We start from the raw sequence: 23486 nt of genomic DNA, 5'->3' as shown, positions 1-23486 counted from the left end.
ATGACCGCAGCCAATGTTTACCAACAACGCCCAACCACCGGGGCCAAGGCCGAGTCGTCGCTGCATCATGCCGACCTCGCCAGCTTGGTGGGCAAGGGTCGCAAGAGCGCCGGCGTGATCGTGCGCGAGAAAAAACTCCTCGGTCACCTGACCATCCGTGGCGATGGCCACGACGCTGCGTTCGCCGCTGGCGTACACAAGGCCCTGGGCATCGAATTGCCGAGCGCGCTGACCGTCATCGTCAAGGGCGAAACCAGCCTGCAATGGATGGGGCCGGATGAGTACTTGCTGATCGTGCCGACCGGCGAAGAATTCGCCGCCGAGAAAAAACTCCGTGAAGCGCTGGGCGACCTGCACATCCAGATCGTCAACGTCAGCGGTGGCCAGCAGATCCTCGAACTGAGCGGTCCGAACGTGCGCCAGGTGTTGATGAAATCCACCAGCTACGACGTGCACCCGAACAGCTTCCCGGTCGGCAAGGCCGTGGGCACGGTGTTCGCCAAGTCGCAACTGGTCATCCGCCACACGGCCGAGGACACCTGGGAACTGCTGATCCGTCGCAGCTTCTCGGATTACTGGTGGTTGTGGTTGCAGGACGCTTCGGCCGAGTACGGGCTTAGCGTTCAGGCTTGATCACCACCCGCCATGGAGGCGATCACCTGTGGGAGCGAGCCTGCTCGCGATGGACTTGAGGGCGACGCGTTAAATCAGGAATTACGCGTCATCGTTCACGTCCATCGCGAGCAGGCTCGCTCCCACAGGAGGGTGTTTTCATTACCGATTCAGCAGGAGTCACCGCACTATGAGCCGCGCCCCAGACACATGGATTCTGACCGCCGACTGCCCCAGCGTGCTCGGCACCGTGGACGCGGTGACCCGCTTTCTGTTCGAGCAGGGCTGCTACGTCACCGAGCACCACTCGTTCGATGACCGGCTCTCGGGCCGCTTCTTCATTCGCGTGGAGTTCCGCCAGCCTGACGGCTTCGACGAGCAAGCCTTCCGCGCCGGCCTCGAAGAGCGCGGCAGAGCCTTTGGCATGATCTTCGAGCTGACACCGCCGAACTACCGGCCGAAAGTGGTGATCATGGTCTCCAAGGCCGATCACTGCCTCAACGATTTGCTCTACCGCCAGCGCATCGGCCAGTTGTCGATGGACGTCGCCGCCGTGGTCTCCAACCACCCGGACCTCAAGCCGTTGGCCGACTGGCACCAGATTCCGTACTACCATTTTCCGCTCGACCCGAACGACAAACCGTCGCAAGAGCGCCAGGTGTTGCAGGTGATCGAAGAGTCCGGCGCCGAGCTGGTGATTCTTGCGCGCTACATGCAGGTGCTGTCGCCGGAGCTGTGCCGCAAGCTCGATGGCAAGGCGATCAACATTCATCACTCGCTGCTGCCCGGTTTCAAGGGCGCCAAGCCGTATCACCAGGCCTACAACAAAGGCGTGAAACTGGTCGGCGCCACGGCGCACTACATCAACAACGACCTGGACGAAGGCCCGATCATCGCCCAGGGCGTCGAGGTGGTGGATCACAGTCATTACCCGGAAGATTTGATCGCCAAAGGGCGGGATATCGAAGGGCTGACGTTGGCGCGGGCGGTTGGGTATCACATCGAGCGACGGGTGTTCCTCAACGCCAATCGCACGGTTGTTCTTTAGATTTTGAGGCTGCTTCGCAGCCTATCGCCGGCAAGCCGGCTCCTACAGTAGATCGCGGTCGGTAGCGAAAAATGGGGACGCCGCGATCCCCTGTAGGAGCCAGCTTGCTGGCGATGAGGCCATAACAGACAACACAAGACACACAGGCAATAACCCGAGCAATCAACGCGCCGCCGATCCCTGGCGACGCGTCCGCTACATAAAAACAACAGCGAGGTGAAAGCATGTCTGGCAATCGTGGTGTGGTGTATCTCGGCGCTGGCAAGGTCGAAGTACAGAAAATCGACTATCCGAAAATGCAGGACCCGCGTGGCAGGAAGATTAACCACGCCGTCATCCTGCGTGTGGTTTCCACCAACATCTGTGGTTCCGACCAGCACATGGTGCGCGGTCGTACCACTGCTCAAACCGGTCTGGTACTGGGTCACGAAATCACCGGTGAAGTGATCGAGAAGGGCAGCGACGTCGAGAACCTGCAAATCGGCGACCTGGTGTCCGTTCCTTTCAACGTGGCTTGCGGGCGCTGCCGTTCCTGCAAGGAAATGCACACCGGCGTCTGCCTGAGCGTTAACCCGGCGCGTCCGGGCGGTGCTTACGGTTACGTCGACATGGGCGACTGGACCGGTGGCCAGGCTGAGTACGCGATGGTGCCGTACGCGGACTTCAACCTGCTGAAACTGCCTGATCGCGATCGCGCGATGGAAAAAATCCGCGACCTGACCTGCCTCTCCGACATCCTGCCGACCGGTTACCACGGCGCAGTGACTGCCGGCGTTGGCCCAGGCAGCACCGTATACATCGCCGGTGCCGGCCCGGTCGGCCTGGCCGCTGCCGCTTCCGCTCGCCTGCTGGGCGCTGCGGTCGTGATCGTCGGTGACGTCAACACTGTTCGCCTGGCGCACGCCAAGGCCCAGGGTTTCGAAATCGCCGACCTGTCCCTGGACACACCGTTGCACGAACAGATCGCCGCACTGCTGGGCGAACCTGAAGTAGATTGCGCCGTCGACGCCGTAGGCTTCGAAGCGCGCGGTCACGGCCATGACGGCGTGAAGCACGAGGCTCCGGCCACCGTGCTCAACTCGTTGATGGGCGTGGTTCGGGTCGCCGGCAAAATCGGTATCCCTGGCCTGTACGTGACCGAGGACCCGGGTGCCGTGGACGCCGCCGCGAAAATGGGCAGCCTGAGCATTCGCTTCGGCCTGGGCTGGGCCAAATCCCACAGCTTCCACACCGGCCAGACGCCTGTGATGAAGTACAACCGCCAGCTGATGCAGGCGATCATGTGGGACCGCATCAACATCGCTGAAGTGGTGGGAGTGCAGGTGATCAGCCTGGACCAGGCGCCGGAAGGTTATGGCGAGTTCGATGCGGGCGTACCGAAGAAGTTTGTGATCGACCCGCACAAACTGTTCAGCGCTGCGTAACGCTTCAAGCAATGCAAAACGGCGACCTTCGGGTCGCCGTTTTTTATGGCATCTACATCGCCCCTGCGTTCCTGTTTCATTGTTCCAACGCTAAACATGCCTCTGTAGGAGCCGGCTTGCTGGCGATCCAGGCAACGCGGTGTGCCAGATGCACCGCCATCGCCAGCAAGCCGGCTCTTACAGGTCAACGTGCGGCGAGCGCTCCCTGATAGAGAACCGGCCCCGTCGGTTGCCCCGTCGGCGAACCACCCTTCGGCTCAAGACTCACCGCCAGCGCAACCGGCTTGCCGATCAACGCCTTCTGCGCATCGCTCAGCTCGACACGGCCCTTGCCGCCCACCGGAATCACCCCGAGGGAAATCGGCTTGCCATCCGCCGGAATCGCCCACAACTCCAGGCTGCGCTGCGGATCCACCGCGGCCAGCGCCAGCGGCTCGACGTCGAGATAATCCTCATGCGCCTCGACCTTCAACGCCGGTTGCGCGTCGACCGTCAGCAGCGTCGCGCTGTAGCGCGCAGTGTCGCGGGTATAGAACACGCCCAGGGTCACCGCGATCACCAGCGAACACACGGCCGCGGTAATCCGCAGCCAGTTCCAGAACGGACGTTTCTCAGGCATATGCAGCACTTGCGGTTCGATCCGTGCCGTAATCCCGTGCCACACGCGATCCGGCACAGGCTGCTCGGGCAGGTTGTCGGTCAGGCTGGCGAGGCTCTCCTGCCACTGCGCCAGCTCCCCGCGCAACGCCGCATCGTCCAGCAACAACTGCTCGAAACGCCGACGGGCGGCAGACGACATCAAACCGATCGCGTAATCGGCGGCCAAGGCGCGGCGCAGGGTCGTGGTTTGATAGTTCATGATTCAAGGCACCTGCGCAGGCGCTCCATGCCCCGGCGGATCCAGGATTTCACCGAGCCCAGCGGCGCGGCCAGGTGTTCCGCCAGTTCCGAGCACGACAGGCCCTGAAAGTACGCCACGGTGATCGATTGACGCTGCATGCCTTCGAGGCTGTCCAGGCAGCGGTTCAAGGCGCTGGCCTCGCGGGCGCTGTTCAATTGTTCGTGGGCCGAAGGACTTTCATCCACCAGTGCCTGTTCTTCGAGATCGCTCAGCGGCCTGTCACGGTGTTTGCGCAACTGGTCGATGGCCTGGTTACGCGTGATGTTGATCATCCAGGTCATCGGCGCCGAGAGGTGCGCCTCATAGCGCGACGCGTTGTTCCAGATGCGCACGAAACTTTCCTGCAACACTTCTTCCGCCAGGTCGGCGCGCCCCATGAAGCGCAGGGCAACGCCATGCAAACGCGGGCCGACACTGCGGTAAAGCGTCTCGAATGCGCGGCGGTCACCCAGTGAACACTGGGCCAAAAGCTGCCTGAGTTGATCGGTGTCGGCGGAAATAACGGTTCTCCAGGCGATCGAACGGCGGCAGCGCGGGCTGTCGGGTTGTTCACAGGCTAGTTCAGCGCAAGCAGTCGTGCCATTCATCGCGCGGCATCCGGGATTTCACGTTTTATATACGTGGGCGCGACAAAAATGGATGCGCGCCTGAGGAACATGCCGGCAGAAGCCGAGTCAAAACGGCAGATTTTTCCGCCTGTCACCGGGCGGTTTTCATGGCACAAGAGGATGTCTGGATGAAGATTTCACGCGGTTTTGCACTGGCATCGCTCATGACCCTGGCTGCCAGCCCGGCCTTTGCACAGTTCAGCCTGGGCGATGCGGCCAACGCCATCTCCGGGATGAAGGGCGACAACGCCGCCACAGCGGCAGCGCCGACGTCGGAGACCGCCGATCTGTTGGGCGCGCTCAGCCAACTGGACGTGACGCCGCAACAAGCCGTCGGCGGCGCCGGGGCGATGCTCGGGCTGGCCAAGAATCAATTGAGCTCGACCGATTATGCGGAACTGGCCAAAAGCGTACCGGGCATCGACAAGTTGTCCGGCGTCGGAGAGCTGGGGGCGCTTGCCGGTCTGCTCGGTTCCAGCGGCAAGGCGGCTGGTCTGGATAACGCCCTCGGCAACGTCAAGGACACCGACGATCTGAACAGTGCGTTCGGCGCACTGGGCATGGACAGCGGCATGATCGGCCAGTTTGCCCCGGTGCTTCTGCAATACCTCGGTCAGCAAGGCGTCGGCGGTTCGCTGCTGCAGAGCCTGGGCGGCATCTGGGGCACCGGCAGCTGATTCAGCGGCGCTCGGCGCGCAAGGCGTCGATGCGCTGGTTTTTCTCGGTCCAGAGCTGGTTGACCCAGTTTTGGACCCTTTCGCGAAACACCGGATCGTTCTCGTAATCGCCCTGCCACAGCGCGGGGTCGAGTTCGCGGGTGTGGATGTCGATGATGATTCTCGGCACGTTGCCGCTGAGCAAATCCCAGAACCCCGGAATCTTCTCCTGCGGATACACCACCGTCACATCGAGAATGGCGTCCAGCTGTTCACCCATGGCCGCCAGCACAAAGGCCACGCCGCCGGCTTTTGGCTTGAGCAGGTGAGCGAACGGCGATTGTTGCTGGGTGCTTTTCGCCGGGGTGTAGCGGGTGCCTTCGAGGTAATTGACCACGGTCACCGGCTGGCGCTTGTACAGCTCGCACGCGGCTTTGGTGATCTCCAGGTCCTTGCCGGCCAGTTCCGGGTTTTTCGCCAGGAATGCCTTGCTGTAGCGCTTCATGAACGGGTAATCCAACGCCCACCACGCCAGGCCCAGGAACGGCACCCAGATCAGTTCTTTCTTGAGGAAGAATTTGAAAAACGGCGTGCGTCGGTTGAGCGTCTGGATCAGCGCCGGGATATCCACCCAGGTTTGATGGTTGCTGATCACCAGATAGGACGTGTCGACCCGCAGGTCGGCGTCGCCGCGAATATCCCATTGCGTGGGGATGCACAGGCGAAAGATCAGCTTGTTGACTTCGGACCAGGTCTCGGCGATCCACATCACTGACTGCGAGGCGTAGTCGCGAAAGCGGCCGGGCAGGACCAGTTTGAGCAAGGCAAACACCATCAGCGGCCCGAACAGGACCAGGGTGTTGAGCAACAGCAGCAGGGTAACGAGACAGCCGGTGAGCAGGCGGCGCATAAGAAACTCTTGAAAGCGTCTGGGCGCGCCATGATAAGCAGCTTCGGGCGAGAGGCCAAATCGGGGGTGACGAATGTTTCACCTTTGCTTGAGTATCCTGAGGCTGTGGTGATTGTTCTGGCCTCTTCGCCGGCAAGCCGAATCGTCGCACCGCCGCTCCCACAGGGTTTTGTGCCGTCCACAAAAATTTTGTACACCTTAATCAACTGTGGGAGCGAGCCTGCTCGCGAAAGCTCTCAAGAACGAACGAATTGGCCGCTGACGGTCTAAAATCCCGCTGCCCACTTTCCCAGGATGCCTTTTACGTGAAATCCCTCCTCGCACTGCTTTCCCTCGTGGCGCTGCCGGTCCTGGCCGCCGAGCCGACCCTGTACGGGCGTTACGAATACATCGCGCTGCCGGAAATCGGCGGTGAAGTGCTCAAGGCCAAAATGGACACCGGCGCCCTGACCGCCTCGCTGTCGGCCAAGGACATCGAGACCTTCACCCGCGACGGCGATGAATGGGTGCGCTTCCGCCTCGCCACTAAGGACGCGAGCAACAAGGTCTACGAACACAAGGTCGCGCGGATCAGCAAGATCAAGACCCGCTCGGAAGAAGACGAAGACGACAAGGAAGTGAGCGAGCCGACCAAGCGTCCGGTGGTCGATCTGGAACTGTGCCTGGGCAACGTCAAGCGCACCGTCGAGGTCAACCTCACCGACCGCAGCAGCTTCAACTACCCGCTGCTGATCGGCGCCAAGGCCCTGCGTGAGTTCGGCGCGGCGGTGAACCCGGCGCGGCGTTTCACTGCTGACAAGCCGGACTGCTGATTTCAAGTCGTTGCATTGACGGGAAGTGAGGCTTGGGGCACCGTTCGCCCACCCAACTGCCGGGCTCGGACGCCATGCCTCACATCCTGATTGTCGAAGACGAAGCGGCGATTGCCGACACCCTGATATTTGCCTTGCAGGGCGAAGGGTTCACCACCACGTGGCTAAGCCTCGGCGCCGCTGCGCTGGAACATCAGCGGCAGACGCCGGCCGACCTGATCATTCTCGACATCGGCCTGCCGGACATCAGCGGTTTTGAAACCTGCAAGCAACTGCGGCGCTTCAGCGAAGTGCCGGTGATTTTCCTCAGTGCCCGGGATGCGGAAATCGATCGGGTCGTCGGTCTGGAAATCGGCGCCGACGATTACGTGGTCAAACCGTTCAGCCCACGGGAAGTGGCAGCGCGGGTGCGGGCCATCCTCAAACGCATGGCGCCGCGCACCGTGGCCGAGGTTGAAACGGCGCTGTTTCGCATCGACAGCGAGCGGGTGCAGATCAGTTACCGCAGCCAGTGGTTGACCCTCACACGCCACGAATTCCGACTGCTGCAATGCCTGCTCGAACAACCCGAACGGGTCTTCAGCCGCGAGCAGTTGCTGGACGCACTGGGCGTTGCCGCCGACGCCGGTTACGAGCGCAGTATCGACAGCCACATCAAGAGCGTGCGCGCCAAGTTGCGCCTGGTGAAGGCCGACGCCGAGCCGATCCAGACCCATCGCGGCCTCGGTTACAGCTACAGCCCGGGGCACAGCTGATGCCGCTGGGGATCCGGATTTTCCTGGTCTATGTCCTGTTCATCGGCCTGACGGGTTACTTCGTGCTCAGCACCGTGATGGAAGAAATCCGCCCCGGGGTGCGCCAGTCCACAGAGGAGACCCTGGTCGACACCGCCAACCTGATGGCCGAGATCCTGCGGGATGATTTCAAGGCCGGCACCCTCAACCAGAACCACTGGCCACAATTGCTCAGGGCCTATGGCGAACGACAACCAAAGGCGAACATCTGGGGATTGCCGAAAAACCAGGTCAACCACCGCATCTATGTCACCGACGCCAAGGGCATCGTGGTGCTTGACTCCAGCGGCGTGGCGGTGGGCCAGGATTACTCGCGCTGGAACGACGTGCTGCTGACCCTGCGCGGTGAATACGGCGCCCGTTCCAGTCGCAGCGATCCGAACGATGCCAGCTCTTCCGTGATGCACGTTGGCGCGCCGATCCGCGACAACGGCCAGATCATCGGCGTGGTCACCGTGGCCAAACCCAATAGCTCGCTGCAGCCTTACGTCGATCGCACGGAGCGACGACTACTGGCTTATGGCGCCGGGCTGATCGGCCTGGGCCTGCTTTTCGGCGCGTTGCTGTCGTGGTGGCTGAGCGCGGCGTTGCGGCGCTTGACCGCGTACGCGAAAGCCGTGAGTGAAGGCCGGCGGGTCGAGGTGCCGCATTATCGCGGCGGCGAACTGGAGCAACTGGCGAGTGCCGTCGAGCAGATGCGCACACAGCTCGAAGGCAAGGCCTACGTCGAGCGTTACGTGCACACGCTGACCCATGAATTGAAGAGCCCGCTGGCGGCGATTCGCGGTGCGGCGGAATTGCTGCAAGGGGAGATGCCGCCTGCGCAGCGGCAGCGTTTCGTCAGCAACATCGACAGCGAAAGCGCGCGGATGCAGCAGTTGATCGAGCGTCTGCTGAATCTGGCGCAGGTCGAACAGCGCCAGGGTCTGGAAGAACGGGTGGCGGTGCCGTTGGCGAGTCTGGTCGATGAGTTGCTGAACGCTCAGGCCGGGCGCATCGAAGGCAAGCGGTTGCGTGTGGAACAGACGATTTCGGAGGATTTGGTGCTGACCGGCGAGCCGTTTCTGTTGCGTCAGGCGCTGGGCAATCTGTTGGAAAACGCGCTGGATTTCACCCCGGCGAATGGCGTGCTGCGATTCAGCGCGAAGCCGATCGGGGAGCAGATTGAGTTCAAGCTGTTCAACCAGGCCGAGGCCATTCCCGACTATGCGCTGCCGCGCTTGAGTGAGCGCTTCTACTCCTTGCCGCGTCCGGACAGCGGGCGCAAGAGCACCGGGTTGGGGCTCAATTTTGTCGAGGAAGTGGTGAAGTTGCATGGCGGGACATTGAGCATCGGCAATGTCGAGGGTGGGGTTGAAGTGACATTGCGCCTGGCTTAGGACCGCGTCGCGGCCATCGCGAGCAGGCTCACTCCTACAGAGGTGCGCGCTCCACTGTAGGAGTGAGCCCTGCTCGCGATGGGGCCAGCCCAGTCTCCACACAAACTCCATACTTCCCCCACAAAACCCCCACACACCCACCCCAGACTCTCCCCATCCAAACAGGGAGAGTCCCATGAACCGAAATCTGACCATAAAACTCGGGGCGATTGCCCTGCTGATTCTGTTGTTGCTGATCCCGTTGCTGATGATCAACGGCGTAATCCAGGACCGACAGCAACTGCGCGACGGTGTGCTCGAAGACATCGCCCGCAGTTCCAGCTACAGCCAGCGACTGAGCGGGCCGCTGATGGTAGTGCCGTATCGCAAGGTGGTGCGTACCTGGAAGCTCAACGAAAAAACCAACGAGCGTTACCAGGATGTCGGTGAGGAACGTGGCCGTTTGTATTTCCTGCCAGAGCGTTTCGAACTGGAGAGCAAGGTCGACACCGAGCTGCGCAGCCGGGGCATTTACGAGGCGCGCTTGTTCCACGCCGACAACCGCATCAGCGGACACTTCTCGGTCCCTGCGCAACTGGGCATCAAGGAAGACTTCGCCGACTACCAGTTCGACCAGCCGTTCCTCGCGGTCGGGATCAGCGACATTCGTGGCATCGAGAATGCGCTGAAGCTGGAATTGAATGGTCAGCATCTGGACTTCATTCCCGGCAGTCAGGTGGGGTGGCTGGGTGAGGGCGTGCACGTGACGCTGCCGGCGTTGAACACCGCGCAAGCCACCGAACTGGCTTTCGGTTTCGACCTGCGTCTGCAAGGCACCGGCCAACTGCAAATCCTTCCGGTGGGCAAGACCAGCAAGGTGGCGCTGGAAGCCAACTGGCCGCATCCAAGCTTCATCGGCAACTACCTGCCGACTCAGCGAGAAGTGACCGATCAAGGCTTTGCCGCCAACTGGCAGACCACATTTTTCTCCACCAACCTGCAAGAAGCCCTGAGCAGTTGCGTCGCCGGCAACGACTGTGACGCGTTCAACAGTCGCAGCTTCGGCGTGAGCTTCATCGATCCGGTGGACCAGTACCTGAAGAGCGACCGGGCGATCAAATACGCGTTGCTGTTCATCGTCCTGACCTTCGCCGGTTTCTTCCTCTTCGAAGTCCTGAAGAGCCTCGCGGTGCACCCGGTGCAATACGCGTTGGTGGGCGTGGCGCTGGCGTTCTTCTACCTGTTGTTGCTGTCGTTGTCCGAGCACATCGGTTTTGCCCTGGCGTATCTGTTATCGGCGAGCAGTTGTGTGCTGCTGATCGGTTTCTATGTCTGCCACGTGCTGCGCAGCGTGCGTCACGGCTTGAGTTTTTCGGCGGGGTTGGCGGCGCTGTATGGCCTGCTCTATGGCTTGCTGAGTGCCGAGGATTACGCGCTGTTGATGGGCTCGTTACTGCTGTTCGGGTTGTTGGGCGTGTTCATGGTGTTGACCCGCAAGCTGGACTGGTACGGGATCGGGATCGGGCAGAAGGCTGCCAAGCCGCTGGAGTTTGATCTTGGGGTGGTGGAATGAGCCGGTCGTTGGGGTTGCGTGAGGATCAGCGGGAAGGGCAGGTGTTGGCGACGCTGATTTTTCGGTTGTTTCCGATGGATCCGGTGGGGTGCATTCACGAGCAGGCTCGCTCCCACAAGGGACCTGCGTTGAGCACAACATTCATGCACAACACAGATCAAACTATAGGAGCGAGCCTGCTCGCGATGGGGCCAGCCCAGTCAGCGAAAACCTAAACCTTAGGCATCGTCGCCACCATCGAAGGCCGCTGACTGACCTCAAAATACCAAGCGGCCAACTGCGGATTCGCCTCGCGCCATTCCAGATCCGGATGGCGCAAATCCACGTATCCCAACGCACACGCCACGCTGATCGCCGCCACATCGAAATGGCTGGTCAGCTCAGCAATCGCGTCTTTCTCCAGCAGCGCCAACGCGCGGCGAATCTTGTCGCGCTGGCCGTCGAGCCATGCGTCCCAGTGTTTTTCCGGGGCGCGCAGGGCGACTTCGTAGCGCACCAGCACCGCGGCGTCCATGATCCCGTCGGCCATCGAGGCCAGGGTCAGGCGGCGCCAGCGGGCCGGGCCTTCGCGGGGGATCAGCGGGTTGCCGACGTGCTGGTGGTCGAGGTAGTCGAGGATCACCCGGCTGTCATGGATGACGTTGCCATCGGCCAGGCGCAGGGCCGGGATTTTGCTCAGGGGGTTGTCGTCGATCAGGGCCTGGTCCGGGTCAACCGGGGTCAGCACGCAGTTTTGCAGCGCAACGCGGTTCTGTTGGCCGGTCTCGTGCAGCAGCACCATGACTTTGCGAACGAAGGGCGACAGCGGGTTGTGGTAGAGGGTCATGCTCGGGGCGGACATGGCAGCGTCTCGGTCGATGGACAGTGCCGTGAGCATAACGCGTTGAAGCGCCGACCTGTAGGAGCGAGCTTGCTCGCGAAGAACCCGAGGCCGCCGCTGGGCATCTGGTTTTACGCGTTATCGTTCACCTCCATCGCGAGCAAGCTCGCTCCTACAGGAGAGGGGTTTTGCGACGCTGGAGCAGTCCGCGCAGGGCGAGGATGGCCGGGATGCCCAGTCCCAGCCAGCTCAACGCATCCCACGCACCATCGCCCAGCAACGCGGCGAACAACCCGGCGGCACTGAGCAGGCCAATCACGACAGGGACGGCGAACACCTTCCAGAAATTCGACTGCCGGGGCTTCATGCCATGCTCTCCGCTTTTTCCAGCACAGGTTTGGCTGCTTTGCGCCGCACCACCCACAGATAGACGCCGCTGCCGAGCACGATGATGGTCAGCCCATCCAGGGTCGCCCAGAGAATCTTCATCGGCATGCCACCGTAATCACCGAAGTGCAGTGGCTGCGACATGCCCATGGCGTCCATGTACCACGGCCGTTCGGCGACGGCGGTGACCTGCAGCGTGCTGGCGTCGATCAGCACCGGCGTCAGCAAATGCGAGGTCAGGTGCGTGCTGCCTTTCATGAACACTGCGTAGTGATGCTCGCTGGAAAACCGTGTGCCCGGGAAGGCGATGAAGTCCGGCTGCATACCGGGTGCAACGTCTTTGGCAATGTCGAGCAAACGGGTGGCCGGCGCCCGTTGGGTCAGCGGCGGCGCATCGCGATACGGCGCGACCATCGCGCTCAAACTGTCGTTGCGCCATGCGGCGATCAGCAGGTCGGCGCAGGCACTGATCACGCCGGTGACGCCCACCACCAGCGCCCAGGTCAGGGTGACCACGCCGATCAGGTTGTGCAGGTCGAGCCAGCGCAGGCGCGTGGATTTGTCCTGGCGCACGGTGGCGAATTTCAAGCGGCGCATGAACGGCAGGTACAGCACCGTCCCGGACACGATCGCCACCACGAACAGAATTCCCATGAAGGCCAGCAGCAGTTTGCCCGGCAGGCCGGCGAACATGTCCACGTGCAGGCGCAGCATGACCATCATGAAACCGCCATTGGCCGACGGCATCTCCAGCGCTTCGCCGGTGCGGGCATCGAGCATGAAGGTGTGCGACGAATTCGGTTCGGTGCCTGCGGTGGCCGCCATGATCGCGATCGCGGCGTTGGGTTCGTCTTCTTCGAAGCCGAAATACTGCATGACTTCACCGGGACGATGCTTTTCCGCCGCCTGCACCAGCTGCTGCAAATTCAGCTGCGGGGTATCGGCCGGCATCTGCTTCAGTTCAGCGGCATCGCCCAGCAGGTGATCGATCTCGTGATGAAAGATCAACGGCAAGCCGGTCAGCGCCAGCATCAGCAGGAACACCGTGCAGATCAGGCTGGTCCAGGTGTGCACGAAGGACCAGCGGCGAATTGTTTTGCTTTTCATTTCAAGGCCTTCAGAAATACCAAAGCCGCCCACGAAGGACGGCCTGGTTGCAGCGCGTATCAAATCAAGCGGTTACCACTTGTAGTTCACAGCGGCGACCACGTTGCGTTCGTCGCCGTAGTAGCACCAGAAACCGTCGCACGTGGAGATGTAGTCCTTGTCGAACAGGTTCTTCGCGGTGACGTCCACCGAAACCCCCGCCAATGCCGAATTGAGGCGGCTCAAGTCGTAATGCACCGCAGCGTCGTACACGGTGTATGAACCCACATGCGAGTTATCCGTGTTGCTGGTGCTGCCGTAGGTGTCGCCCACGTAGCGCACGCCCGCGCCGACGCCAAAGCCGTCGAGGAAGCCGGAATGCCAGGTGTAGTCAGACCACAGCGAAGCCTGGTTGCGCGGGATCAGTTTGAACCGGTTGCCTTTGTCGGCTCCTTTGAGAATTTCGGTGTCGGTGTAGGTGTAGGAACCGACCAGTTTCAGGTTGTCGGTGACGTCGGACACGGCTTCAAGCTCGACGCCACGTACTTTCAGCTCACCGATCTGGCTGGTGACATTGTTCTGCGTCACCGAAACGTTTTCCTGGCGCAGATCGAACGCCGCGGCGGTCAGCAGAGTACGGCTGCCCGGTGGCTGGTATTTCACGCCCACTTCGGTCTGCTTGCCTTCGGTTGGCTTGAACGAGTTGGTGGAGCTGGCATCAGCCCCCATCGATGCCTGGAACGATTCGGTGTACGAGATGTAAGGCGTGATCCCCGAATCGAACACGTAGCTCAGGCCGGCGTTGCCGCTGAATGCCTTGTCGCGCTGGGTGTTGGTCGCATCGTTCAGGTTGTTGAATTGCGTCCCGGTGTGAATCCAGTCTTCACGACCGCCCAGAGTCAGGCGCCATTTATCCAGGGATATCTGGTCCTGAGCGTAAAGACCGGTCTGGTTGGTCTTCTGGTTGTAGTCATAGAAGGTGGCGTAGGCGACGTTGGAGAAGTCAGCGCCACGGACCGGATTGATCACGTTGCTTGGCGGCGCGCTGCCTTCAAGCCAGCGGTAGTTGGTGTTGGTGCGCTGGTGATCCAGCCCGAGCAACAGGACGTGACTGAGTGGGCCTGTCTGGAAGTCGGCCTGGAAATTGTTGTCCACGGCAAACTGACTGATGTCTTCGTCAACCTTGTCCACCAGACGGGCCAGTGTGCCATCGGCCGAAACGGAGTTACCGAACGAGGCATAGGCTTGCTGAAATTCCAGATCACTTTTGGTGTAACGCAGGTTTTGCTTGAACTGCCAGACATCGTTCAGGCGATGGTCGAAAGCGTAGCCCAGTGCGTAATAGGTGCGATCGTAGTGATCGGAATCCGGGTCGCCGAGATTTTTGTGGTGCGAGATTTTCGCCCCTGCCGGCGAAGCCAGTTTGGTGCCTTGCAGTGGCAGGAATTGACCGCTGACCCCGGTATCGTCTCGGGTGAACTGCGAGAGGAAGGTCAGGTGCGTGTCGTCGTCGATGTTCCAGGTCAGGCTCGGTGCGAGGTTGTAACGCTTGTCATCGCTGTGGTCGACCGGCATGCCGCTGTCACGCACCACGCCGTCGACGCGGTACAGGAACTGACCTTCGTCATCGATTTTTCCGGTGCTGTCGAAGCTGATCTGCTTGCGATTGTTGCTGCCGACTTCAGCACGAACCTCGTGACTGTCGAGCGCATCGGGACGGCGGCTGACCATGTCGAGCATGCCGCCCGGCGGGGTCTGGCCGTATACCGAAGAAGCAGGGCCGCGCAGCAGCGTGATGCGTTCCAGGTTCCAGGTTTCAACCTTCGGGTTGGCGTAGGAGCCTTTTGGCAGTGGCAGGCCGTCGAGGAACTGGGTCGGTTCGAAGCCACGCACGCGCAGCCAGTCGGCACGCGAGTCGCTGCCGTAGCTGCTGGCGATCACGCCTGGCATGTAACGCACGGCGTCATCGAGGTTTTGAACGCCGCGATCTTCCATCTGCGCGCGAGTGATCACGGACATCGAACGGGGGGCTTCGACGATCGGCGTGTCGGTCTTGGTGCCGGCGGCGGTGCGAGTGGCAACGTAGCCATCCACCGGGCCCCAGGCGTTTTCAGCATTTGCGCTGCCGACCACGTTGGTTTCCGGCAGGGCCAAGGCGCCCTCAGGCGCGGCAACCAGGCTGTAGGTGCCGGTGCTGCTCTGTTCCAGTTGCAAACCCGTGCCGCTCAATGCTGCGCGCAGGGCGCCGACGGCATCGTACTGGCCGCTGACCGGCGCGGAGGTCTTGCCGGCCGCCAGGGCTGGATTCAACGACAGCGCGAGACCGGACTGGCTGGCGATCTGGTTCAGGGTGCTGGCCAATGGCGCGGCGGGCAGGTTGTAGGCGCGAACGCTGGATGCCTGTTCCGCGGCGATCAGTTGGCTGCTGGCCAGGGGAGTGCAAAAGGCAATGGCGACCGCCAGCAAACTGGGGCGCAACAAGGTGTCTAGCGAACGGGACATACAGCGGCTCCTGAAAGGGAATACTTCTCAATTGCCTAGGTGCCGAACGAAAATCCAAAAGTGATAGGGCTGGATGAAAATAATTTCGATTCAGCAATTACCTATGAGAACGGGCCGATCCTTTGTAGGAGCTGGCTTGCCAGCGATGGACTCAAAAGCGCCGCTTTTTTCCTGTCAGCACTCGTTATCGTTCACGACCATCGCTGGCAAGCCAGCTCCTACAGTGGTCGCGTCAGGGCTTGGCATCCGCCTTCGCTACCGTCACCCACCACTGAGTGTGCTGCTCGATCTGCACCGGCAAGGTCGGCAGCAGGGCGCTCAGCGCCAGGTCGGTGTTGTGCAGCGGGAAACTGCCGGTAATCCGCAGGTCCGCCACTTCCGGCGCAACGCCTAAATGCCCACGGCGATAACGACCGAGTTCGTGAACCAGGTCTTCCAGGCGCGTGTTGTCCACCACCAGCATGCCGCGAGTCCAGGCGTCGGCACCGAGGGTGGTCGCCACGATGGGCCCCAGGCCATTGCTGCGCATCAGCACTTGCTGGCCTTCGCGCAGGATCTGTTCTTCTGCGCTCGACTCGGGATGGGCGGCCACGGCGGACTGCAACACGCTCAGGCGCGTGCCTTCTTCCTCGCGCTTGACCAGGAACCGCGTGCCCAGTGCGCGCATGCTGCCTTCGCGGGTTTCGACGATAAATGGCCGGGCATCGCCGTGGCCGGTTTCGACGAGGATTTCCCCGTCCTGCAGAATCACCCGCCGCTGCTTCTCATCGAAGCGCACATCCACGGCGCTGTGGGTGTTGAGGTTGATCACGGTGCCGTCGCTCAGGCGCAGGACGCGTTGTTCGCCGGTGGCGGTGCGCTGATCGGCCAGCCAGTAATCGACCGGCAGATAACGCTCGCCGGCGAACAGCGCCAGGCCGATCACTGCGACGATGCTCGCCACGCCGCTGCCCAGGTTGCGCACCCGCCGGCGAATGCTTTCGCGCGATTGCAGCAACGCGGTGCGGGCCGGGCCGCTTGCAACGCTGAAGCGTTGGTCGAGCATGCCCAACTGGCGCCAGGCGCGGGCGTGTTCTTCATGGGCGGCGTGCCACTTGGCGAACTCTTCGCGCTCCACCGGATTAGCCGAGTCCAGCGACAACTGCCAGGCAATCGCCGCGTCCAGCACGCTCGCCGACACCGGTTTGGAACTGACCGGATTCATACCGGCTCACCGTACAAGGCGATGTAGCACTGGCGAATGCCCTGGGCCAGGTATTGACGCACCCGCGGCACCGACACGCCCAGGCGCTGGGCGATTTCCGCGTGGCCGAGGCCGTCGAGCCGGTTGTAGAGAAACGCCGCCCGCGCCTTGCTCGACAGCTTGCCGAGCAGGCGATCGATGTTTTTCAGGTCTTCGAGGATCATCTGCTGTTCTTCCACCGACGGTTGTTCGCCTTCGGGGATCAGCATCAGTTCGGTGAGGTAGGCCTGTTCCAGCGCGGCGCGGCGGAAATAGTCGAACAGCAGGCCCTTGGCAATCGCCACCAGAAACGCCCGCGGTTCGCGAGGTTCGTTCAGTTGGTCGCGGCCCAGCAAACGCACGAAGGTGTCCTGACTGAGGTCTTCGGCCCGTTGCGGGCAGGCGACATTGCGTCGAAGCCAGGCCAATAGCCAGCCGCGGTGGTCACGATATAACGCACCGACGAGCTCACTATGGGGGCTTTGGACTGACGACACGCAGCATCACCGATTGGGAAGTGTTAACTAACGAGAATTGTTCGCGATTGTGGCAGAGGCGGGGGAGCTAAGCAATTGGCCACTGGTCAGGTCGGAAGTTAACGCAAAACCTGTAGGAGCGAGCCTGCTCGCGAAAAACGTCAACGATAACGCGCGCGGTCTGAATGAACGTGTTGTCTGGGAGTTTTTCGCGAGCAGGCTCGCTCCTACAGGGGAGGTGGTGCGTCGTTCAGAAGGACGGCGCCCGCTGCCTGCGTTTCCATTGACTCACCCGCTGTTGCAAGTTCAACGGGCTGTGAATCTGCTGCTGCCGCGCTCGGCTGAACAGGATCAGCGCCAGCTCCGCTGTCGCCAGCGCATCGGCACTGGCGTTGTGACGTTCGAACACCTCAAGCTTGAACCAGTCGATCCACTCGTCCAGCCCCGCCTCGCGGATGTGCGCCTGCGGGCACAGCAGCGGGGCGATGTCCGCCACATCCAGGAACGGATGCTGCAGCTTGTAGCCCAGATGATCTTTCAATGCGCGTCCGAGCATGTGCTGATCGAACGGCGCATGAAAGGCCAGCACCGGGCTGTCGCCGACAAACTCCATGAAGTCGACCAATGCCTGCGCCGGATCACTGCCGGCGGCAATCGCGCTCGGGCCCAGGCCATGGATCAGCACGCTCGGCGCCAGCTTCATGTCCGCGCATTGCAGGGTGCGCTCGAACTGCTGACTGAAGTCGATCGCGCCATCTTCAATGACCACCGCGCCAATCGACAGCACGCGATCCTTGTTCAGGTTCAGCCCGGTGGTTTCCAGGTCCAGCACCACCCAACGCTGCTCGCGCAGGCTGCACTCGCCCAGCTCGACAGCGGTCGGCAAGTCTTTGAGGCGTTGCTGCAATTCGCCGGACAACATCGGCCCTGCCGGGCGCAGCCAGGAAAACAGGCTCATAGCTGATACCGCAGGGTCAGGCTGCTTTGCAGGCGTTGGGCCTGACGCAGGGATTCACGCAGGATCCGTCGGTCCAGATGATTGAGGCTGTCGGGATCGACGCGGTTGGAGTAGGGCAAGTTCTCCCGGGTCTGCAACTGATGTTGCTGCATGCGGGTTTGCTGGATGAAGTGGTAGGCCTCCTCATATGCCGCACCGTCGAGCCGTTCGATGACTTCTTTTTCCACCAGTTGGCGAAAGCGCTCCAGCGTATTGTTGGCCTCGATGCCGTGAGCCAGCGCCAGCAACCGGGCGCCGTCGACGAAGGGTGTCAGGCCCTGGACTTTCAGGTCCAGGGTGGCTTTCTCGCCATTCTTGCGCGCCAGCACGAACTCGCGGAAACGTCCTACGGGCGGACGGTTACGCAAGGCGTTCTCGGCCATCATGCGCTGGAACAGACGGTTGTCGGCGACCTGGTCGAGAATGCCCCGACGCAGCTGCTCGCAACTTTGCTCGTCGCCCCAGACCACCCGCAGGTCGAAATAGATGCTCGAACCCAGCAGGTTCTCCGGCGTCGCTTCACGAATGAACGCCGCAAAACGCCGCGACCATTCGGCCCGGGACAGGCACAGCTCGGGGTTGCCGGCCATGATGTTGCCCTTGCACAAGGTGAAGCCGCACAGCGCCAGGCTGTGGTTGATGTGTTGCGCGATCGGCAGCAGCTTGCCGCGAATCTCGGCGGCATGGGCCGCATCCCGGGCCTCGAACAGAATGCCGTTGTCCTGGTCGGTGTGCAGCGTCTGCTCGCGGCGGCCTTCGCTGCCGAAGCACAACCAGCTGAACGGCACGCCGGGGTCACCTTTCTCCGCGAGGGTCAGTTCGATCACCCGGCACACGGTGTGGTCGTTGAGCAGGGTAATGATGTGGGTGATCTGCGTCGACGACGCGCCGTGGGCCAGCATGCGTTCCACCAGCTGGCCGATTTCGCCGCGCAGCGCCACCAGGTTTTCCACACGCTGGGCGCTGCGGATGGTCCGCGCCAGGTGCACCAGGTCGACCCGTTGCAGGGAAAACAGATCACGCTCCGAGACCACGCCACACAGGCGCTGATCCTTGACCAGGCACACGTGGGCGATGTGTCGCTCGGTCATGGCAATCGCCGCATCGAAGGCGCTGTGGTCCGGCGTCAGGAAAAACGGCGCCCGTGTCATGTGCCGCTCGATGGCTTCATTGAAATCGCTGGTGCCGCCGGCCACGACATGGCGCAGGTCACGCAGGGTGAAAATTCCCAGCGGCGCCTTGTGCTCGTCGACCACCACGATGCTGCCGACCTGTTGCTCGTGCATCAGGGTCACGGCTTCGCGCAATGGCGTGATAGGGCTGCAGGTCACCGGATGGCGCATGGCCAATTCGCCCAGGCGCGTATTCAGTGAATATTGAGTGCCGAGTGTTTCCACAGCTTTCTGCTGGACTTGCTGGTTGACCTGATCCAGCAGGCTGCTGACGCCGCGCAGGGCAAAGTCGCGAAACGCGTTGGACAGCGCGAACAGTTTGATGAACGCCAGCTTGTTCAGTTGCAGGCAGAAGGTGTCTTCGGCCGCCAGGTGTTCGGTGCGGGTCGCGCGCTCACCCAGCAGCGCGGCGAGGGGAAAGCACTCGCCGGTGGTGATTTCGAAGGTGGTTTCGGTGCCGCCCTTGGCGGAGTGGGGACGTTCGCCCACCACGCGGCCCTGCTTGACGATGTAGAAGTGCTCGACCGGACCGTCGGCGGGCTTGATGATGCTCTCGCCGGGCGCATAAAAACGCAGCTGACATTGTTCAACCAGATACGCCAGGTGAGCGTGTTCCATTTGATTGAAGGGCGGGAAACGCTGAAGGAATTGCAAAGTGCCCTGGATGTTCTGCAACACCGCGGTTTTCCCTGCCTGTGTGAAGGCGTCCGCTTTACTCATAACCATTACCGCAGTCTTTTTTCGAATTGTTGTTGTCGGATGACTCAGCCATGGTCGGCCCCCGAACGCTGGGTGCCCATTGGACGTAAGTCTAGGTTGGGCCTGTCAGGGGCCAAACTTCAGAAATACCTTACGCAATCTTGGGAAGAACCTATCCTTTCCCCTATAGGAAATAAATCCGACGAAGTGCACATTGAGTGCCTGCTTAGCGATGTCTCACCACTGTGCTAGGGAATGAATTTGAACACTTAGAGAAAGCCATGTCCGACCACGATATTTTGAGTGACGCCGAGCGCGAGGCGCTGAGTGCCGTCATGCTGGAACCCGACCTGCCGCCGCAACGGGTGCTGATCGTCGATGACGATAAAGACGCGCGCGAGCTGCTGTCGGAAATTCTTGGTCTGGATGGCATTCGTTGCATGACCGCGGCCAGCGGTGAAACGGCGCTGAAGATGCTGGAAGAAAAACCTTCGATCGGCCTGGTGATCACCGATTTGCGGATGGGCCATGTGGATGGCCTGGACTTGATCCGCCAGGTGCGCGAATCGGTCCGCGCGGCGATGCCGATCATCATTGTGTCTGGCGATGCCGACGTGAAGGACGCGATTGCCGCCATGCATTTGAGCGTGGTGGATTTTCTGCTCAAGCCGATCGATACCGGCAAGTTGCTGGGGTTGGTCAAGCATGAGCTCGGGATGGAGCCCTAGTTCTCCAGGCTTCGCATATCCCCTGTGGGAGCGAGCCTGCTCGCGAAGACGGAGTGTCATTCGAAACAGTGGTTTGCTGACACACCGCCTTCGCGAGCAGGCTCGCTCCCACAGGGTTATTGCACTCGTAAACAAAAAGGCCCTGATCCGAAGATCAGGGCCTTTTTTTGTCACGGCATCAGCGTTCGTTTACAGGCCATTGGCAGCCTTGAACTCGCGGCGACGACGGTGCAGAACCGGCTCGGTGTAGCCGTTCGGCTGCTTGGTGCCTTCAACCACCAGTTCGACCGCCGCCTGGAAGGCGATGTTGCTGTCGAAGTTCGGTGCCAGCGGACGGTACAGCGCGTCGTTGGCGTTCTGACGGTCAACCACCGGCGCCATGCGCTTGAGGCTTTCCATCACCTGCGCTTCGGTGACGATGCCATGACGCAGCCAGTTGGCGATGTGCTGGCTGGAAATACGCAGCGTCGCACGGTCTTCCATCAGGCCGATGTCATTGATGTCCGGCACTTTCGAGCAACCCACGCCCTGATCGATCCAGCGCACCACATAACCGAGAATGCCCTGGGCGTTGTTGTCCAGTTCGTTCTTGATCTGTTCCGCGGTCCACTGCGGGTTGACCGCCAGCGGGATGGTCAGAATGTCGTCGACCGAGGCCCGTGCACGCTTGGCCAGTTCGGCCTGACGGGCGAACACGTCGACCTTGTGATAGTGCAGCGCGTGCAGCGCGGCGGCGGTCGGCGAAGGAACCCAGGCGGTGTTGGCACCGGCCAGCGGGTGAGCGATTTTCTGTTCGAGCATAGCCGCCATCAGGTCCGGCATCGCCCACATGCCTTTACCGATCTGTGCGCGACCTTGCAGGCCGGTGCTCAGGCCGATATCGACGTTCCAGTTCTCGTAGGCGCCGATCCACTTCTCGGCCTTCATGTCGGCCTTGCGCACCATCGGGCCGGCTTCCATGGAGGTGTGGATTTCGTCGCCGGTGCGGTCGAGGAAGCCGGTGTTGATGAACACCACGCGTTCGCTGGCAGCCTTGATGCAGGCCTTGAGGTTGACCGTGGTGCGGCGCTCCTCGTCCATGATCCCGACTTTCAGGGTGTTGCGCGGCAGGCCGAGCACGTCTTCGATGCGGCCGAACAGTTCGTTGGTGAACGCCGCTTCTTCCGGACCGTGCATCTTCGGCTTCACGATGTAGACCGAGCCGGTACGGCTGTTCTTGCGCGAGCTGTTGCCGTTGAGGCTGTGGATCGCCGCCAGGCAGGTCACCAGGCCGTCGAGAATGCCTTCCGGCACTTCGTTGCCGTCTTTGTCGAGGATCGCATCGATGGTCATCAGGTGACCAACGTTGCGCACGAACAACAGCGAACGACCGTGCAGGCTCAGTTCCCTGCCATCGACGCCGGTGTAGGTGCGGTCGGCGTTCATGGTACGGGTAAAGGTCTTGCCGCCCTTGGAGACTTCTTCCGACAGGTCGCCCTTCATCAGGCCGAGCCAGTTGCGGTAGATCACCACTTTGTCATCGGCATCGACGGCGGCGACGGAGTCTTCGCAGTCCATGATGGTGGTCAGCGCGGCTTCCATCAGGATGTCTTTGACGCCGGCGGCGTCGGTCTGGCCGACCGGGGTGCTGGCGTCGACCTGGATTTCGAAATGCAGGCCGTTGTGCTTCAGCAGGATCGCGGTCGGTGCCGAGGCATCGCCGTGGAAACCGATCAACTGGGCGTCGTTGCGCAGGCCGCTGTTGCTGCCGCCTTTGAGGGCGACCACCAGTTTGCCGTCAACGATCTTGTAGCCGATGGAGTCGACGTGGGAACCGGCAGCCAATGGCGCGGCTTCGTCGAGGAAGGCACGGGCGAAGGCGATGACCTTGTCGCCGCGAACCTTGTTGTAGCCTTTGCCTTTTTCCGCGCCGTCAGCTTCGCTGATGGCGTCGGTGCCGTAGAGCGCGTCGTACAGCGAACCCCAGCGGGCGTTCGAAGCGTTGAGCGCGAAACGGGCGTTCATCACCGGCACCACGAGCTGCGGGCCGGCCATGCGGGCGATTTCGTCATCGACGTTTTGCGTCGTGGCCTGGAAATCGGCCGCTTCTGGCAGCAGATAACCGATGTCTTGCAGGAAGGCCTTATAAGCCACGGCGTCGTGGGCCTGGCCGGCACGGGATTGGTGCCAGCCATCGATACGAGCCTGGAAATCATCGCGTTTGGCGAGTAGGGCTTTGTTCTTCGGCGCCAGGTCATGGATGACCTTGTCGGCACCGGCCCAGAATTGTTCGGCGGTGAGGCCGGTTCCGGGAATGGCTTCGTTGTTCACGAAGTCGAACAGGACTTTGGCGACCTGCAGGCCACCGACTTGAACGTGTTCAGTCATTGCTTGCCTCACTCTGCTCAGCTATTTCGCTTTTCAGCTCTTCAAATTAACAATGAAGCCTCTGGCTATTTAAACCACAAACCCCTTCCACCAGTACATGCCATTTCGGGCGGCTGGGATGGAACCGATCAACGGCGTTGAGGCCTTGCTGACAGGGCTTTCAGGGCTGCGATCGTGCCTGTGGCAGACATCGATCCAACGTTATGTAGTGCGCGCTGCGGCATACTACATGATGAATTGCGGTTGTGAAAATTAGACTAATTACGTCGTTCTGCGACCCCGTGACGCATTGCAGTCACGTCGGGGATAGGGATGTTCTCAAAAAACCATGAGA

The 23486-nt window shown here is 61.5% G+C and carries 21 protein-coding genes; 9 read left to right on the top strand and 12 right to left on the bottom strand.

Translation table 11 applies throughout. The features are described 5' to 3' along the window. From ACF6ZU_RS10355 to fdhA, 3 genes are all read left to right on the top strand, one after another. Positions 1 to 633 (top strand): sarcosine oxidase subunit gamma, encoded by a 633-nt coding sequence (locus ACF6ZU_RS10355; protein ID WP_392892098.1) that lies wholly within the window; start codon positions 1 to 3, stop codon positions 631 to 633. Between the two features lie 169 nt (positions 634 to 802). After that, positions 803 to 1660 carry a formyltetrahydrofolate deformylase gene (gene purU, locus ACF6ZU_RS10350; protein ID WP_392892096.1) on the top strand — a complete coding sequence of 286 codons (858 nt, stop codon included), beginning with the start codon at positions 803 to 805 and terminating at the stop codon, positions 1658 to 1660. Positions 1661 to 1884: 224 nt separating this feature from the next. After that, positions 1885 to 3084: a formaldehyde dehydrogenase, glutathione-independent gene (gene fdhA / locus ACF6ZU_RS10345; RefSeq protein ID WP_392892095.1), complete on the top strand. Its 1200-nt coding sequence runs from the start codon at positions 1885 to 1887 to the stop codon at positions 3082 to 3084. 184 nt (positions 3085 to 3268) lie between these two features. On the opposite strand, the gene ACF6ZU_RS10340 is transcribed toward fdhA, so the two are convergent. Then, the gene (locus tag ACF6ZU_RS10340) at positions 3269 to 3943 is read right to left on the bottom strand and encodes an anti-sigma factor domain-containing protein (protein WP_392892094.1); all 675 of its coding nucleotides are present in this window, start codon (positions 3941 to 3943) and stop codon (positions 3269 to 3271) included. Then, positions 3940 to 4572, bottom strand: a complete 633-nt coding sequence (locus ACF6ZU_RS10335) for a sigma-70 family RNA polymerase sigma factor (RefSeq protein ID WP_392892092.1) — start codon at positions 4570 to 4572, stop codon at positions 3940 to 3942. Before ACF6ZU_RS10335 ends, ACF6ZU_RS10340 begins: the two co-directional genes overlap by 4 nt. A gap of 149 nt (positions 4573 to 4721) precedes the next feature. Between ACF6ZU_RS10335 and ACF6ZU_RS10330 the strand changes: the two genes are divergently transcribed. After that, positions 4722 to 5270 (top strand): DUF2780 domain-containing protein, encoded by a 549-nt coding sequence (locus tag ACF6ZU_RS10330; protein ID WP_392892090.1) that lies wholly within the window; start codon positions 4722 to 4724, stop codon positions 5268 to 5270. A gap of 1 nt (position 5271) precedes the next feature. Here ACF6ZU_RS10330 and ACF6ZU_RS10325 read toward each other — a convergent pair whose 3' ends face one another. After that, on the bottom strand, positions 5272 to 6159 hold the full coding sequence (locus tag ACF6ZU_RS10325; protein ID WP_392892088.1) for an acyltransferase: 888 nt from the start codon (positions 6157 to 6159) through the stop codon (positions 5272 to 5274). A 305-nt stretch (positions 6160 to 6464) separates the two neighbouring features. Here ACF6ZU_RS10325 and ACF6ZU_RS10320 point away from each other — a divergent pair, with 305 nt between their 5' ends. From ACF6ZU_RS10320 to creD, 4 genes are all read left to right on the top strand, one after another. Further along, the gene (locus ACF6ZU_RS10320; RefSeq protein ID WP_392892086.1) at positions 6465 to 6971 is read left to right on the top strand and encodes an ATP-dependent zinc protease; all 507 of its coding nucleotides are present in this window, start codon (positions 6465 to 6467) and stop codon (positions 6969 to 6971) included. 74 nt (positions 6972 to 7045) lie between these two features. Further along, positions 7046 to 7726, top strand: coding sequence for a two-component system response regulator CreB (gene creB, locus ACF6ZU_RS10315; protein WP_392892084.1), 681 nt, complete (start codon positions 7046 to 7048; stop codon positions 7724 to 7726). After that, on the top strand, positions 7726 to 9144 hold the full coding sequence (gene creC, locus ACF6ZU_RS10310) for a two-component system sensor histidine kinase CreC (RefSeq protein WP_392892082.1): 1419 nt from the start codon (positions 7726 to 7728) through the stop codon (positions 9142 to 9144). The genes creB and creC overlap by 1 nt, the downstream gene beginning before the upstream one ends. Before the next feature lie 175 nt (positions 9145 to 9319). Continuing rightward, positions 9320 to 10696 (top strand): cell envelope integrity protein CreD, encoded by a 1377-nt coding sequence (gene creD, locus ACF6ZU_RS10305; protein ID WP_392892081.1) that lies wholly within the window; start codon positions 9320 to 9322, stop codon positions 10694 to 10696. Positions 10697 to 10907: 211 nt separating this feature from the next. On the opposite strand, the gene ACF6ZU_RS10300 is transcribed toward creD, so the two are convergent. The 8 genes from ACF6ZU_RS10300 to ACF6ZU_RS10265 form a co-directional block, all read right to left on the bottom strand. Next, complete coding sequence (locus ACF6ZU_RS10300; RefSeq protein WP_392892079.1) at positions 10908 to 11537, bottom strand: glutathione S-transferase; 630 nt, start codon at positions 11535 to 11537, stop codon at positions 10908 to 10910. A gap of 151 nt (positions 11538 to 11688) precedes the next feature. Next, positions 11689 to 11883 (bottom strand): hypothetical protein, encoded by a 195-nt coding sequence (locus tag ACF6ZU_RS10295; protein ID WP_392892077.1) that lies wholly within the window; start codon positions 11881 to 11883, stop codon positions 11689 to 11691. Then, positions 11880 to 13010: a PepSY-associated TM helix domain-containing protein gene (locus tag ACF6ZU_RS10290; RefSeq protein WP_392892075.1), complete on the bottom strand. Its 1131-nt coding sequence runs from the start codon at positions 13008 to 13010 to the stop codon at positions 11880 to 11882. The genes ACF6ZU_RS10295 and ACF6ZU_RS10290 overlap by 4 nt, the downstream gene beginning before the upstream one ends. 72 nt (positions 13011 to 13082) lie before the next feature. Next, positions 13083 to 15491 carry a TonB-dependent siderophore receptor gene (locus ACF6ZU_RS10285; RefSeq protein WP_392892073.1) on the bottom strand — a complete coding sequence of 803 codons (2409 nt, stop codon included), beginning with the start codon at positions 15489 to 15491 and terminating at the stop codon, positions 13083 to 13085. A gap of 232 nt (positions 15492 to 15723) precedes the next feature. Then, positions 15724 to 16695, bottom strand: coding sequence for a FecR domain-containing protein (locus ACF6ZU_RS10280; RefSeq protein WP_392892071.1), 972 nt, complete (start codon positions 16693 to 16695; stop codon positions 15724 to 15726). Next, positions 16692 to 17210 (bottom strand): RNA polymerase sigma factor, encoded by a 519-nt coding sequence (locus ACF6ZU_RS10275; protein WP_392892070.1) that lies wholly within the window; start codon positions 17208 to 17210, stop codon positions 16692 to 16694. Before ACF6ZU_RS10275 ends, ACF6ZU_RS10280 begins: the two co-directional genes overlap by 4 nt. A gap of 229 nt (positions 17211 to 17439) precedes the next feature. Then, positions 17440 to 18147, bottom strand: a complete 708-nt coding sequence (locus tag ACF6ZU_RS10270; protein WP_392892068.1) for a PolC-type DNA polymerase III — start codon at positions 18145 to 18147, stop codon at positions 17440 to 17442. Beyond that, a complete protein-coding gene (locus tag ACF6ZU_RS10265; RefSeq protein WP_392892066.1) occupies positions 18144 to 20084 on the bottom strand; it encodes a putative nucleotidyltransferase substrate binding domain-containing protein in 1941 nt (646 codons plus the stop codon). The genes ACF6ZU_RS10270 and ACF6ZU_RS10265 overlap by 4 nt, the downstream gene beginning before the upstream one ends. 254 nt (positions 20085 to 20338) lie before the next feature. Between ACF6ZU_RS10265 and ACF6ZU_RS10260 the strand changes: the two genes are divergently transcribed. Beyond that, positions 20339 to 20785, top strand: a complete 447-nt coding sequence (locus tag ACF6ZU_RS10260; RefSeq protein WP_392892064.1) for a response regulator — start codon at positions 20339 to 20341, stop codon at positions 20783 to 20785. A 189-nt stretch (positions 20786 to 20974) separates the two neighbouring features. Here the strand turns inward: ACF6ZU_RS10260 and ACF6ZU_RS10255 are convergent, their stop codons facing one another. Beyond that, on the bottom strand, positions 20975 to 23152 hold the full coding sequence (locus ACF6ZU_RS10255) for a malate synthase G (RefSeq protein ID WP_392892062.1): 2178 nt from the start codon (positions 23150 to 23152) through the stop codon (positions 20975 to 20977). Positions 23153 to 23486 lie beyond the last annotated feature (334 nt).

Origin of the sequence: Pseudomonas migulae, from assembly GCF_043225285.1 — a bacterium.
GTDB classification, from domain to species: domain Bacteria; phylum Pseudomonadota; class Gammaproteobacteria; order Pseudomonadales; family Pseudomonadaceae; genus Aquipseudomonas; species Aquipseudomonas migulae_C.
The sequence above is the reverse complement of the archived record's forward strand: the minus strand, read 5'-3'. Positions and strand labels throughout refer to the sequence as shown.

Coding starts and splice junctions, on each gene's coding strand:
- ACF6ZU_RS10255 (WP_392892062.1), bottom strand. CDS start 23,152: ATGACTGAACACGTTCAAGTCGGTGGCCTGCAGGTCGCCAAAGTCCTG.
- ACF6ZU_RS10290 (WP_392892075.1), bottom strand. CDS start 13,010: ATGAAAAGCAAAACAATTCGCCGCTGGTCCTTCGTGCACACCTGGACC.
- creC (WP_392892082.1), top strand. CDS start 7,726: ATGCCGCTGGGGATCCGGATTTTCCTGGTCTATGTCCTGTTCATCGGC.
- creB (WP_392892084.1), top strand. CDS start 7,046: ATGCCTCACATCCTGATTGTCGAAGACGAAGCGGCGATTGCCGACACC.
- ACF6ZU_RS10295 (WP_392892077.1), bottom strand. CDS start 11,883: ATGAAGCCCCGGCAGTCGAATTTCTGGAAGGTGTTCGCCGTCCCTGTC.
- ACF6ZU_RS10280 (WP_392892071.1), bottom strand. CDS start 16,695: ATGAATCCGGTCAGTTCCAAACCGGTGTCGGCGAGCGTGCTGGACGCG.
- ACF6ZU_RS10265 (WP_392892066.1), bottom strand. CDS start 20,084: ATGGTTATGAGTAAAGCGGACGCCTTCACACAGGCAGGGAAAACCGCG.
- ACF6ZU_RS10340 (WP_392892094.1), bottom strand. CDS start 3,943: ATGAACTATCAAACCACGACCCTGCGCCGCGCCTTGGCCGCCGATTAC.
- purU (WP_392892096.1), top strand. CDS start 803: ATGAGCCGCGCCCCAGACACATGGATTCTGACCGCCGACTGCCCCAGC.
- ACF6ZU_RS10270 (WP_392892068.1), bottom strand. CDS start 18,147: ATGAGCCTGTTTTCCTGGCTGCGCCCGGCAGGGCCGATGTTGTCCGGC.
- ACF6ZU_RS10330 (WP_392892090.1), top strand. CDS start 4,722: ATGAAGATTTCACGCGGTTTTGCACTGGCATCGCTCATGACCCTGGCT.
- ACF6ZU_RS10325 (WP_392892088.1), bottom strand. CDS start 6,159: ATGCGCCGCCTGCTCACCGGCTGTCTCGTTACCCTGCTGCTGTTGCTC.
- ACF6ZU_RS10335 (WP_392892092.1), bottom strand. CDS start 4,572: ATGAATGGCACGACTGCTTGCGCTGAACTAGCCTGTGAACAACCCGAC.
- creD (WP_392892081.1), top strand. CDS start 9,320: ATGAACCGAAATCTGACCATAAAACTCGGGGCGATTGCCCTGCTGATT.
- fdhA (WP_392892095.1), top strand. CDS start 1,885: ATGTCTGGCAATCGTGGTGTGGTGTATCTCGGCGCTGGCAAGGTCGAA.
- ACF6ZU_RS10355 (WP_392892098.1), top strand. CDS start 1: ATGACCGCAGCCAATGTTTACCAACAACGCCCAACCACCGGGGCCAAG.
- ACF6ZU_RS10285 (WP_392892073.1), bottom strand. CDS start 15,491: ATGTCCCGTTCGCTAGACACCTTGTTGCGCCCCAGTTTGCTGGCGGTC.
- ACF6ZU_RS10260 (WP_392892064.1), top strand. CDS start 20,339: ATGTCCGACCACGATATTTTGAGTGACGCCGAGCGCGAGGCGCTGAGT.
- ACF6ZU_RS10300 (WP_392892079.1), bottom strand. CDS start 11,537: ATGTCCGCCCCGAGCATGACCCTCTACCACAACCCGCTGTCGCCCTTC.